The sequence below is a fragment of the Micromonospora noduli genome (genome assembly GCF_003264475.1).
Classification (GTDB): Bacteria; Actinomycetota; Actinomycetes; order Mycobacteriales; family Micromonosporaceae; genus Micromonospora; species Micromonospora noduli.
Window position 1 is genome coordinate 1 of sequence record NZ_PYAC01000005.1, and the last position, 11,712, is coordinate 11,712.

The following is an 11,712-nucleotide window of genomic DNA, read 5'->3' on the forward strand; positions in this document are numbered from 1 at the left end:
GGCGGTGACGCGGCGGCCGGGCCGGTCGGCGGTGAGGTGGCGGCCGGGGTGCTCGGCGGTGACGCGGCGGCCGGGCCGGTCGGCGGCGGCCAACTCGGCTGCGCCGGTGCCCAACCGGACCCCGCGCCGGACGGGCCGCTTGGCCCCCACCCCCCGGGCGCCGGGACGGCGCCGGTGAGCGACGGGTAGTCCGACGGCGAAGGCGGCGACTGGGCCGCAGCGCCGGGCTGGCCGGGAACCGGCGGTCGCCCGATCGGCGGCGCGGCCACCGGTGGCGTGACCGGTGGTGTGACCGACGACGGCCCACCCCGCTGCTCGGCGACCGCAGCCCACGGCGGCACCGCGCCCCGGTCGCCCGGATCCGGCGGCCAGAGTGGTTCGACGTCCCGCTCCGGCACCGGCTGCTGGCCGGGCACCTGCGCCCGGTCGGCGTTCTCGTCCATTACGGCCCTCCCCAGTCCTCCTGCGAGGATAGGCCCAATCGCCCAGCAGGGCCGATCGGCGCAGGCAGGTCGGCCGGTCGGTGCCGGTCCAGGTCAGATCGACCAGACCGCCCAGGCGCCCGGCTCGACCCACCAGGAACGCTTACGGGTCAGCTCGCCCTCGACACCATCGTCGAGGTACGGCACCTTGCCCTCCCTGGGCAGCACCGACACCGCCCGCCCACGGGCCCGCCGAACTTCGAGGCGTACCCGCTTGCGCCCCCACGCCGAGCGGACGACCACCGGCACGGCCACCGCGACCTCGACCTGGCCGTCGCCCGGGTCCGGCGCGGTCAGCAGCGTCACGTCGTTGAGCGTCGCGTACCCGCCGGCGTTGCCGACCGCGCAGGCCAGCAGCGGTTCCGTACCGTCGGTGAGGATGGTGTCGTCGACCTCCACCCGGGCGCGCCAGTGCAGCGGCCGGCCGGCGTCGTCGGCAGCGCCGAGGAGCGCGCCGTCCAGGGTCACCGAGCCGCCGTCGTTGCGCAGCAGGTCCAGCCGGCGCGGCGTGCCGTCCAGCACCGCGGCGGCCACCGCCGCCGGGTCACGGGGCAGCCCGAGCTGCGCGGCCAGGTCCCGGTGGGTGCCGCCACGGGCCGGGTCGAGCGGGAGTACGGCCACCGGCGGCAGGTCGGGCAGGGTCCGGTTGCCGGGCAGATCCGCCGGGCGCTTGCTCGGCGCCGGGGCGTACCGCTTGACCAGTCGGCGCAGCACGGCGCGTAACTGCCCGTCGCTGGCCGTGGCGACGATCAGCCGGGTCTTGCTGTCCGGGTCCGGCCAGGTGAGGCCATCCGGGCGGGCCGGGCCGTCGAGCCGGGCCAGCACCGCGTCGATTTCCGCGTCGGAGCGGGCGGTGACCGTCTCCACCCGGGCGCCCCGGGCGTTCAGCGCGTCGGCGCAAGCCAGCACCGGCACCCGTGGCCGTTCCGTCGCGCACTGCTCGATGTCGGTCTGGCCGCTGCTGGCCTGATCGGTGTTGGCCTGGCCGGAGTCGGTCTGGCTGCTGCTGGCCTGGTCGGTGTTGGCCTGGCCGGAGTCGGTCTGGCTCGTCGGGACGGTGTCGGCCCCGGTCGCGCCGCCGCAGCAGGCTCCACCGCTGCCACAGCCCCCGGGAGCGTCCCGCTCCGAACCGAGGGTGAGCAGCACCACGTCGTACACGGAAGGAGCCTCCTGCCTCTCGACGCGACCCCTGCCGGCCACGCCGTCACTACTTGTTAACCTGACACCCCGGGCTCGCCGAGCGGTCGCCACCTGGCACCCGAGCCTTCTGGAGGCGGAAAAGATGCCAGCGATCGTGCTCATCGGCGCTCAGTGGGGCGACGAGGGCAAGGGCAAGGTTACCGACCTGCTGGGTGAGCGGGTCGACTACGTCGTGCGCTACTCCGGCGGCAACAACGCCGGGCACACGGTGATCACCCCGGACGGCCAGAAGTACGCGCTGCACCTGATGCCGTCCGGCGCGCTCTCGCCGGACGCGATGATCGTCATCGGCAACGGTGTGGTGGTCGACCCGAAGGTGCTGCTCGCCGAGATCGACGGCCTGGCGGAGCGCGGCGTCGACGTGTCCCGGTTGCGGATCTCCGGTGACGCGCACCTGATCATGCCGCACCACCGGGCGCTGGACCGGGTCATCGAGCGCTACCTCGGCTCGTCCCGGATCGGCACCACCGGCCGCGGCATCGGCCCCGCGTACGGCGACAAGGTCGCTCGGATCGGCATCCGCCTCCAGGACCTGCTCGACCCGGGCATCCTGCGCAAGAAGCTGGAACTCGCGCTGCGCGAGAAGAACCAGATCCTGTTCAAGGTCTACAACCGCAAGGCGATCGACCTTGAGGCGACCGTCGAGGAGTACCTGGCGTACGCGGAGCGGCTCAAGCCGTACATCGCGGAGACCCGGGCGATGCTCTGGGACGCCCTGGACCGGGGCGAGACGGTGCTGCTGGAAGGCGCCCAGGCCACCATGCTCGACATGGACCACGGCACCTACCCCTTCGTGACCTCGTCCAACCCGACCGCCGGTGGTGCCTGCGTCGGCGCGGGCATCCCGCCGACCGCGATCACCAAGGTCATCGCGGTGAGCAAGGCGTACACCACCCGGGTGGGTGCCGGGCCGTTCCCGACCGAGTTGTTCGACGCCAACGGTGACCACCTGCGCAAGATCGGCGCGGAGTACGGCACCACCACCGGGCGGGAGCGCCGGTGCGGGTGGTTCGACGCGGTCGTCGCCCGGTACGCCTGCCGCCTCAACGGCGTCACCGATCTGGTCATCACCAAGCTGGACGTGCTCACCGGCCTGCCCAAGGTGCCGATCTGCGTCGGCTACGAGATCAACGGCGTCCGGGTCGACGACATGCCGATGAGCCAGACGGACTTCCACCACGCCAAGCCCGTCTTCGAGGAACTCGACGGCTGGTGGGAGGACATCACCAAGGCCCGCACCATCGACGACCTCCCGGAGAACGCCCGCCGCTACATCGCGAGGGTCGAAGAACTCTGCAACACGAGGGTGAGCGTCGTAGGCGTAGGCCCAGGCCGAGAAGAAAACGTAGTCCTCCACCCCCTCCTCCCCTAACCCCCACCCGATCACTGCGGTGATCATGGGGTTAACGGGCTATTCGATCTACCAGAGTCCCGTTAACCCCATGATCATTGAGATGGTGGGCACCATTGTCCACAGGGTTATCCACAGGGCTGGTGGTTGGCTGGTGGAGCGGTCAGCGTGGGCTGTGTGGATCGCGCAGAGTTTGTTCGCTCGGTTGCTGCCACGCAGGATGGCCTGATCACCCGAGCGCAAGCGCTTGGAGCCGGCTTCAGCCGGCACGAAATCGACCATCTGGTAGCTGTTGGTCGTTGGCGAGCACTTGCACGAGCGGTCTATCTGACGCGCGGCCCGTACGGTGACCCACCTGCTCGTCGGTGTCGCATTCGTGCTGCCGTTCTCTCGCTAGGCCCGGCGGCTCATGCGGTGTTCGGCACCGCGGCCGAGTTGTACGGCATCGCCGGACTGCCGCGTCGGGACGAGATCCATGTGGCGCTGCCGGGCAGGGCGGCAAAGCTGGCGCGGGTGTCGGACCCCGCAATCGTGCTGCACCAGATCGAACACCCTCTGGGCGCGGTGGCGCGGGTGAACGGGATCGCGGCTACGGAGCCACGGCTGACCGTTTCCGAGATCATCCTGCGGGAGTGCCGGTACGCGGCGGTCGCGGTGCTCGATTCCGCCCTCAATCGGGGACTACTCACACCCGAATGCCTAGCAACCATTCCAGCCCTGATTCGAGGCCGACGTGGTGCGGTCGCAGCACGCGGTTACCTCGCTGAGGCGGATGGCCGGGCACAGTCGCCACTGGAGACTCGCTCTCGACTGCGATGCGTTGACGGGGGAGTTCCGCCGGACACGCTGCAGTTGGAAGTGCGCGACGATGACGGCTATCTGCTCGGCATTGGCGACCTGGGCTGGCGCGGCCCAAGGCTGATCGCCGAAGCGGACGGCCGAGACGCGCATGGCACCCCGGAGGCCGCCTACGCCGACCGCCGTCGCCAGAACCGCCTGGTCAACGCCGGCTGGACCATCCTCCGTTTCACCTGGCAGGACACCCTCCAACCCACCTACATCCCCCACACCGTCCGCCAAGCGATCGCAGCCCTTCGCACCCGTTGATCATGAGGTTGACTGGCCAGTGGATCACCAGATGGCCCGTCAACCTCATGATCAACAGGGTGGGGGAGGGGGACAGTAGGATCTCGGGCGTGCGGGTTCTTTTGGTGGGTGGTGGTGGGCGGGAGCACGCGCTTGCGCTTGGCCTGGTGGCGGATTCGGGTGTTTCCGCGCTGATTGCGGCACCGGGTAATCCGGGGATCGCTGGCGTGGCTGAGCTGCGAGCGGTCACTCCGACGGATCCGGCCGCGGTGGCGGCGTTGGCCGTGGAGGTGGCGGCTGACCTGGTGGTGGTCGGGCCCGAGGCGCCGCTGGTCGCCGGGGTCGCCGATGCGGTACGAGCCAAGGGCATCGCCGTGTTCGGTCCATCCGGTGCGGCCGCCCAACTGGAGGGCTCCAAGGCGTTCGCCAAGGACGTGATGACCGCCGCCGGCGTGCCGACCGCACGGGCGTACGTCTGCGCGGACGAGGAGAGCACCGCTCGGGCGCTGGACGAGTTCGGCGCGCCGTACGTGGTGAAGGACGACGGGCTCGCCGCCGGCAAGGGCGTGGTCGTGACCGACGACCGGGCCGCCGCGTTGGCGCACGCCAACGAGTGTGGACGTGTCGTGGTCGAGGAGTTCCTCGACGGCCCGGAGGTCAGCCTCTTCGTGGTCACCGACGGCGAGGCGGCGTTGCCGCTGGTGCCGGCACAGGACTTCAAGCGGCTCGGTGACGGCGACACCGGGCCGAACACCGGTGGCATGGGGGCGTACGCGCCGCTGGCCTGGGCCCCGTCCGGCCTGGTCGACGACGTGATGCGCGATGTGGTCCACCCGACGCTGGCGGAGATGCGTCGCCGGGGCACGCCGTTCGCCGGCCTGCTCTACGTGGGGCTCGCGATCACCGCCGCCGGCCCTCGGGTGATCGAGTTCAATGCGCGCTTCGGTGACCCGGAGACCCAGGTGGTGCTCGCGCTGCTGGAGACCCCGCTGGGTGGGTTGCTGCACGCGGCGGCCACCGGCACGTTGGCCGAGCACCCGCCGCTGCAATGGCGGGACGGCAGCGCCGTGACCGTGGTGCTTGCCTCGGCGGGTTATCCGGCCGCGCCGCGCACCGGCGACGTGATCACCGGTGCGGACCGTCCGGGCATCATCCACGCGGGCACCGCCCGCCGGGCCAGCGACGGCGCGTTGCTCTCCGCCGGCGGCCGGGTCCTCTGCGGTACGGCCACCGGCGCCGACCTGGCTGCCGCGCGGGACGCCGCGTACGCGCTGGTGGACGGGGTAGAGCTGGCCGGCTCGCAGCACCGCACCGACATCGCCGCCGCCGCAATCGAGGATCGGATCACGATTCCCGGCTGAACCCGGGCAACCTCGGCCCGCCTCGTCTCCGTTTGCTCAGTGAGACGAGGGGGTGGCGGCGGATGCCGGTTGATGTCGAGGGCTACCGCGACTACGTCGGCGCGCGGCTGGAGTCGTTGCGCCGCACGGCGTACCTGTTGTGCGGCGACTGGCACACGGCCGACGATCTGGTGTCGACGGCCCTGGTCAAGCTGCTCAGGCATTGGCCGAGGGTGTCCGCCATGGACAACCCGGACGCGTACGTCCGGCGGACCCTGTTGCGGGTCTGGCTGGACGAGCGGCGCCGGCCGTGGCGACGTGAGGCCGCCTGGGCCGAGGTGCCGGAACAGGCGGCTGCGGCCGGCGGCACGGACGGCGCTGCCGACCGACTGACCATCCTCGCTCTGCTGGCCGAGCTGCCTCCGCGTCGTCGGGCGGTCCTGGTACTGCGCTATTTCTGTGACCTGTCCGTCGAGGAGACCGCCCGCGAGTTGGGTTGCACCGCCGGCACCGTGAAGAGCCAGTCGGCTCGCGCGATCGAGGCGCTGCGTGGTCGCCTCGTCGACGTGCCGACTCGAGTCGAGGAGGTACGGACCGATGGATGAGCTGACGGAGCATTTCCGGGACGCCGTGGCCGGGTCGCCGCCGAGCCGGATCGATCTGGACGGGTTGATCGCCGCCGACCGGCAGCGCCGTCGACACCGAGCGTGGACGTTGGCCGGCACCGGGGTGGCCGCGGCCGTCGCGGCCGTCGCGGTGCCGACCCTGGTAGCCGCACCGGGACCGGGCGGGATGGCCCTGCCGCCGATGAGTTCCGAGTCAGGTGACGGGTCGCTCTGCGCGGCACCGATCCCGTCGCCCAGCGGGCCGGAGCCATCGTTGCAGACGTACGACACGGTGCGCGCACGTCCGACGGAGTCCTCGGAGGCGGGCGTGCCTCGGCTGACTGCGGCGCTGCGGGCGGCGCTGGCCACCACCGTGCCCACGAACCTCACGGTGACCGGGACGGTGCCCGAGTGCGATCGGCCGCAGTTCGCGTATCAACCTCCATACCGGCAGTACGAGACGATCGCGACTCTCAGCCGCGACGGGCGGCACAGCCATCTGAAGGTCGCCGTGCACCCCACTGGAGCCGAAGCGCAGGCGGACTGTGTGGGCGCGCCTGACCCTCGCAACTGCGAGGTGCTCGGGCTGGACGACGACGGGAGGGTGATGCTCAGCACCAGTACGGACCCGGCCGGGGGCACTCTGCGCTGGGTGCGGCTCATGCGGGTGGACGGCACGTCGGTGACGGTCAGCGTTGGCAACCTCCTCTACGGGGACCGCGGTCCGGTCGACCGGGCTGCCCGCGAGGCGCTGCTGACCTCGCAGGAGCTCGTCGAACTGGCGCGGGCGCCGGGTCTGACCCTCTATCCGTGAACGGCGGTCAGCCGTAGTAGCGGCGCAGTTCTCGGGTGAGCACCTTGCCGGTGGCGTTGCGGGGCAGGTACTTCACGAAGATCACGTCTCGGGGGACGCTGAACCGGGCCAGGAAGTGCCGGACGTATTCGCGGACCGCCTCGGGGTCGAGGGTCTCGCCGGGGTGCAGGGCGAGGAACGCGGAGAGGCGCTGGCCGTACTCGGGGTCGGGCACGCCGATCACGGCGGCCTCGCGGACCTGTGGCAGTTGCGCGAGCAGGTCCTCCACCTCGGACGGGAAGACGTTCTCGCCCCCAGAGACGATCATGTCGTCGGCCCGGCCGTCGACGAAGAGCAGCCCGTCGGCGTTGAGCCGGCCGAGGTCGCCGGTGTCGAGCAGGCCGTCGTGGGTTTCCCGGCTGGCACCTGAGGTGTAGCCCTCGAAGAGCATCTCGTTGCCGACGAAGATCCGCCCGACCCGTCCGTCCGGTACGGGTTGGCCGTCGTCGTCGAGCAGCTCCAGTCGGGTGCCGTGCGGCGGACGACCAGCGGCGGTGGGTGCCTGACGCAGGTCCTGCGGGCCGGCGATGGAGGCCCAGGAGACCTCGGTGGACCCGTAGAGGTTGTAGAGGACGTCGCCGTAGACGTCCATGAACTTCGGGGCCAGCCCGCCGGGCAGGGCTGAGCCGCTGACCGCGACGACAGTGAGCGGGGGGCGCGGGTCCGGCGGGGGCACCTCCATCAGCCGTTGCACCATCACCGGTACGGCGAAGAGCGCGTCGCACCGGTGCGCGGTCAGGGCGGCGAGCGTGGCGGCCGGGTCGAAGCGGCGGTGCAGCACGATGGTGGCCCGTAGGGCCAGGCAGACCTGGAGAGCGGCGAATCCCCAGGTGTGGAAGATCGGCGCGGCGATCATCACCCGGTCCCGGGCGTGCAGGGGGATGCGGTCGATGATGGACACCAGTGGGCCGAAGCCGCTGGGCGTCGGCCGGCGGGCGCCCTTGGGCGTACCGGTGGTGCCGGAGGTGAGCACGATGATCCGGCCGTCGCGCTCGGGCGGGTGCAGGTCACCCGGCAGTGCCCCGGCCACCAACTCCTCGCGGGCGCGTTCGTCGAGCCGGGGCAGCTCGGCGGGGAGGCCGAGGACCCGCTCGGCGAACTCGTCGTCGTGCACGAGGAGCCGCAGCCGCTGCTCCTCGGCGACGGTGCCCAGCTGGGCGGCGCTGAGCCCGGTGTTGACCAGTACCGCGTCGACGCCGAGCAGGGTGGCGGCGACGATCGTTTCGATCAGCCCGTGGTGGTTGCGGCAGAGCACGCCGATCCGGTCGCCGGCCTGTACGCCGAGCCCGGCCCGCATCGAGCGGGCCATCCGTTCGGCCCGGTCGAGCAGGTCGTGGTAGGTCAGCTCGACGCCGTTCTCGTCGATGACGGCGGGACGGCCCGGGTCCCGGGCGGCTGCTTGGCGTAGCTCGCCCGCCAGGCTCCACCCCCACGTCCGCAACGCGTTGAGCTGCGAGGCGACCCGGACCGGGCTACCGGGGGTGAGCAGCCCGCGACGGGTCAGCGTGGCAACGATGAACGGCAGGTCCATGCCGCAGACCTCCTCGGGGTGGTGCGCGGACGGGGCGGCTGCCGGCCCGTCCATCAGGGCTTCTTTCCTTGATCATGCACTGGGCGCGGCTGAAGGCCCAGTTGACGTCGGCGTGGGGTGACAAAGACGGCACAGATCGTGGAATCCGGGCCACCGTCGGCCCGACCCCGGTCGAGGAGGGGCTGGGCCGACGGCGGTCAGCGGATCTGCATCCCGGAGATCGCCCGGGAGATGACCAGTCGTTGGATTTCCGAGGTGCCCTCGAAGATGGTGTAGATCTTGGCGTCCCGGTACCAGCGCTCGACCGGGTGGTCACGCAGGAAGCCGGCTCCGCCGAGCAGTTGCACTGCCTTCTCGGTGACCGACACGGCCACCTCGCCTGCCTTGAGCTTGGACATCGACCCTTCGCCCGCGGTGAACGGGCGGTTGTTGCGGCCCATCCACGAGGCCCTCCAGACCAGCAGCCGCGCCGCGTCGATCTCCATCCGCATGTCGGCCAGCGCGAACGCGACCGCCTGGTTCTCGATGATCGGGCGTCCGAACTGGACCCGGTCCTTCGCGTAGTCGAGGGCGTACTCATAGGCGGCCCGGGCCACGCCGAGCGCCTGGGCGCCGACTGTGGGCCGGGACAGCTCGAAGGTGCGCATCGCGGCCTGTCCAGTGGCCCGCTGACCGGAGCGGGCCCGGTCCAGGCGTTCCAGCAGGGCGTCCCGTCCGCCGAGCAGGCAGCGGCCGGGTACGCGTACCCCGTCGAGGAAGACGTCGGCGGTGTGTGACGCGCGGAGGCCGAGTTTGCGCAGCTTGCGGGTGGCGGCCAGGCCGGGGGTGCCCGGTGGCACGACGAACGCCGCCTGACCCCGGGAGCCGAGCGCGGGGTCGACGGAGGCGGTGACCACGTGCACTCCGGCGATTCCGCCGTTGGTGGCGTACGCCTTCTGGCCGGTGAGCACCCACTCGTCGGTGGCCTCGTCGTAGACGGCCCGGGTGCGCATCGCGCCGACGTCGGAGCCGGCTTCCGGCTCGCTGGTGCAGAAAGCGGCGACGGCCGGCGAGTCGACGTCGCCGAAGCACTGCGGCACCCATTCGACCATCTGGTCGGGGGTGCCGGCGCCGTAGATGGCGGCGACGGCGAGCGAGGTGCCGAAGATGCTCAGGCCGATGCCGGCGTCACCCCAGAAGAGTTCCTCGCTGGCGATAGGCAGGGAGAGCCCGGTCGGGTCGGCCCAGCAGGTGGCGAGGAACTCGAAGCCGTAGAGGCCGACCTTGGCGGCTTCCTGGATCACCGGCCACGGGGTGTCCTCGCGCTCGTCCCACTCGGCGGCGGCTGGGCGCACGACCTCGGCGGCGAAGCCGTGCACCCAGTCGCGTAGATCCCGCTGTTCCTCGTTCAGGTCGAGCGAGAACTCAGCCATGTCAGGCCTTGGGGATGTCGAACAGGTTGGCGATGTTGGCGGCGAGGCCGAGGTCGCCCTTCGCCTTCAACTTGCCGGTCATGAACATCATCACCGGGTTGGCGCCACCGGAGACGATCTTCAGGAACTCGACCGGGCCCATGGTGAGGCTCAGCTTCGGGTCGTGCTGCGGGGTCTCGTTCACGACGCAGGTGCCGTCGGCGATGACCACCTCGTAGGTGTCGCTGCCGCCGTCGGGGCGACCGGTGATGATCCAGTGGATGACCGCGTTGGTGGAACCGGCCCGGTCCGCGCGGAACAGCGACGGCATCCGGCCGAACACCTCGCCCAGGACCTTGTCGCGCATGTCGCCGGACATCACCTGGGCGATCTTGTCGTCCGGGGTGGACTTGACCAGCTGGGCGAACTCCTTGGGGCCCACGTTGGCGAAGGTGGCCGGGTCGAAGTCAGTCATCAGGTGCGCCTTCCGGAAGATTGGCTACTCGCGCGTAACCCTACGCACGAGTAGGTATGCTCGCAAGGTGTCCAGCGTCCCCGCATTCAAGCGCCTGCCTCGCGCCGTCCGCGAGCAGCAGATGCTCGACGCGGCCGTCAAGGTCTTCTCCCGACGAGGCTTCCACGCCGCCAGCATGGACGAGATCGCCGAGGACGCCGGCATCTCCAAACCCATGGTGTACGCGTACCTCGGCACCAAGGAGGAGCTCTTCGTCGCCTGCCTGCACCGGGAGGGCACCCGGATGATGCAGGCCATCGCCGGGGCGGCGGCCCCCGACCTGCCGGCCGACGAGCGGCTCTGGCGCGGGCTGAGGGCGTTCTTCGGCTTCGTGGGCGCCCACCGGGACGGCTGGGCGGTGCTCTACCGGCAGGCCCGGGGCGAGCAGCCGTTCGCCGGCGAGTTGGCCACCATGCGGGCCCGGCTGGTCGAGGTGGTGGCCGGCATGCTCGACCACGCGCTGCGCGCCGAGGGCCGCGAGATCGCCGCCATCGACCTGGAGGTCGTCGCGTACGCCCTGGTCGGCGCCACCGAGTCGCTGGCCGACTGGCTCGCGGACCACCCGGACGCCGACCCGGAGAAGACGGCCACCCGGATGATGAACGTGGCCTGGCTCGGTGCCGCCCAACTGCTGCACGGCGTCACCTGGCGTCCGCCGGCCGACTGACGGCCCCGGCGGGAAGCGCGTCGGTGCCCGGCTCACCGGCCCGCGCCGTACGGCGGCGGTTGCGGAGCCAGCGCACCAACTCGACGACCACCGTCACCGTCAGGGCGAGGCCCAGACCGAGCAGGAGACCACGCAGCGGGTCCTGCTCGAAGGCCAGCCCGCCGAGGTAGCCGACCAGCGCCGAGTAGAGCCCCCACGAGCCGGCGGCCAGCGCGTCGAAGGCCAGGAACCGTCGCCGTGGATAGCGCACCGCCCCCATGGTGAGGGTGACAGCGGTCCGGCCGCCCGGAATGTAGCGGGCCACGGTGAGGATCAGACCGCCCCGGGTGGCGATCCCCCGACGGGCCCGGTCGATGGCGGCTCGGCGTCGACCGTCGGGCGGCAGCCGGTCGAGCAGCCGGGTGCCGCCACCCCGCCCGATGGCGTACGAGACGTGGTCGCCGACCAGCGCCCCGGCGGCGGCCACCAGGATCACCGCCGGCAGGTACGGCGCTCCGGAGGCCGCGAACACCCCCGCGGTGATCACCGCCGTCTCGCTCGGCACCACCGGGAAGAAGCCGTCGAGCACCGCGATCGCGAAGATCGCCAGGTACACCCAGGGCGAGGACATCGTGTCGTGCAGCAGGTCGAGCAGATCCATGATCCCGATGCTGGTCGGGGCGGCGGCTCCCGACATCGGCCAGTGGTCAGGT

At 71.5% G+C, this 11,712-nt stretch carries 11 protein-coding genes and 1 pseudogene; 6 read left to right on the forward strand and 6 right to left on the reverse strand.

Annotation, left to right across the window (positions count from 1 at the left end):
• A pseudogene (locus MED15_RS08225) lies at positions 1-443 on the reverse strand (chromosome partitioning protein); the annotation flags it as partial.
• A 93-nt stretch (positions 444-536) separates the two neighbouring features.
• On the reverse strand, positions 537-1,640 hold the full coding sequence (locus MED15_RS08230; protein WP_112735248.1) for a diacylglycerol kinase family protein: 1,104 nt from the start codon (positions 1,638-1,640) through the stop codon (positions 537-539).
• A 124-nt stretch (positions 1,641-1,764) separates the two neighbouring features.
• Here MED15_RS08230 and MED15_RS08235 point away from each other — a divergent pair, with 124 nt between their 5' ends.
• The 5 genes from MED15_RS08235 (at position 1,765) to MED15_RS08255 (ending at position 6,878) form a co-directional block, all read left to right on the forward strand.
• The gene (locus tag MED15_RS08235) at positions 1,765-3,054 is read left to right on the forward strand and encodes an adenylosuccinate synthase (protein ID WP_112586156.1); all 1,290 of its coding nucleotides are present in this window, start codon (positions 1,765-1,767) and stop codon (positions 3,052-3,054) included.
• A gap of 156 nt (positions 3,055-3,210) precedes the next feature.
• Positions 3,211-4,140: a type IV toxin-antitoxin system AbiEi family antitoxin domain-containing protein gene (locus MED15_RS08240; RefSeq protein ID WP_112698759.1), complete on the forward strand. Its 930-nt coding sequence runs from the start codon at positions 3,211-3,213 to the stop codon at positions 4,138-4,140.
• Positions 4,141-4,229: 89 nt separating this feature from the next.
• Positions 4,230-5,480 carry a phosphoribosylamine--glycine ligase gene (purD, locus tag MED15_RS08245; RefSeq protein ID WP_112586160.1) on the forward strand — a complete coding sequence of 417 codons (1,251 nt, stop codon included), beginning with the start codon at positions 4,230-4,232 and terminating at the stop codon, positions 5,478-5,480.
• A gap of 62 nt (positions 5,481-5,542) precedes the next feature.
• Positions 5,543-6,064 carry a SigE family RNA polymerase sigma factor gene (locus tag MED15_RS08250; RefSeq protein WP_112735250.1) on the forward strand — a complete coding sequence of 174 codons (522 nt, stop codon included), beginning with the start codon at positions 5,543-5,545 and terminating at the stop codon, positions 6,062-6,064.
• Complete coding sequence (locus MED15_RS08255) at positions 6,057-6,878, forward strand: hypothetical protein (RefSeq protein WP_112735252.1); 822 nt, start codon at positions 6,057-6,059, stop codon at positions 6,876-6,878. The genes MED15_RS08250 and MED15_RS08255 overlap by 8 nt, the downstream gene beginning before the upstream one ends.
• 7 nt (positions 6,879-6,885) lie before the next feature.
• Here MED15_RS08255 and MED15_RS08260 read toward each other — a convergent pair whose 3' ends face one another.
• The 3 genes from MED15_RS08260 to MED15_RS08270 form a co-directional block, all read right to left on the reverse strand.
• Positions 6,886-8,448 carry an AMP-binding protein gene (locus tag MED15_RS08260; protein ID WP_112605723.1) on the reverse strand — a complete coding sequence of 521 codons (1,563 nt, stop codon included), beginning with the start codon at positions 8,446-8,448 and terminating at the stop codon, positions 6,886-6,888.
• Between the two features lie 197 nt (positions 8,449-8,645).
• Entirely contained in the window at positions 8,646-9,860 is a 1,215-nt protein-coding gene (locus MED15_RS08265; RefSeq protein ID WP_112586166.1) for an acyl-CoA dehydrogenase family protein, read from the reverse strand.
• 1 nt (position 9,861) lies between these two features.
• On the reverse strand, positions 9,862-10,314 hold the full coding sequence (locus MED15_RS08270) for an SCP2 sterol-binding domain-containing protein (RefSeq protein WP_030332160.1): 453 nt from the start codon (positions 10,312-10,314) through the stop codon (positions 9,862-9,864).
• A 67-nt stretch (positions 10,315-10,381) separates the two neighbouring features.
• Between MED15_RS08270 and MED15_RS08275 the strand changes: the two genes are divergently transcribed.
• A complete protein-coding gene (locus tag MED15_RS08275) occupies positions 10,382-11,020 on the forward strand; it encodes a TetR/AcrR family transcriptional regulator (RefSeq protein WP_112586169.1) in 639 nt (212 codons plus the stop codon).
• On the opposite strand, the gene MED15_RS08280 is transcribed toward MED15_RS08275, so the two are convergent.
• A complete protein-coding gene (locus MED15_RS08280; protein WP_425271075.1) occupies positions 10,995-11,660 on the reverse strand; it encodes a DedA family protein in 666 nt (221 codons plus the stop codon). The two genes, MED15_RS08275 and MED15_RS08280, sit on opposite strands and share 26 nt — an antisense overlap.
• Positions 11,661-11,712 lie beyond the last annotated feature (52 nt).

Bases quoted from the DNA above. Each gene is read 5' to 3' on its own strand.
- MED15_RS08235 (WP_112586156.1), top strand. From the start codon at position 1,765: ATGCCAGCGATCGTGCTCATCGGCGCTCAGTGGGGCGACGAGGGCAAG.
- MED15_RS08250 (WP_112735250.1), top strand. From the start codon at position 5,543: ATGCCGGTTGATGTCGAGGGCTACCGCGACTACGTCGGCGCGCGGCTG.
- MED15_RS08255 (WP_112735252.1), top strand. From the start codon at position 6,057: ATGGATGAGCTGACGGAGCATTTCCGGGACGCCGTGGCCGGGTCGCCG.
- MED15_RS08260 (WP_112605723.1), bottom strand. From the start codon at position 8,448: ATGGACCTGCCGTTCATCGTTGCCACGCTGACCCGTCGCGGGCTGCTC.
- MED15_RS08265 (WP_112586166.1), bottom strand. From the start codon at position 9,860: ATGGCTGAGTTCTCGCTCGACCTGAACGAGGAACAGCGGGATCTACGC.
- MED15_RS08270 (WP_030332160.1), bottom strand. From the start codon at position 10,314: ATGACTGACTTCGACCCGGCCACCTTCGCCAACGTGGGCCCCAAGGAG.
- MED15_RS08280 (WP_425271075.1), bottom strand. From the start codon at position 11,660: ATGGATCTGCTCGACCTGCTGCACGACACGATGTCCTCGCCCTGGGTG.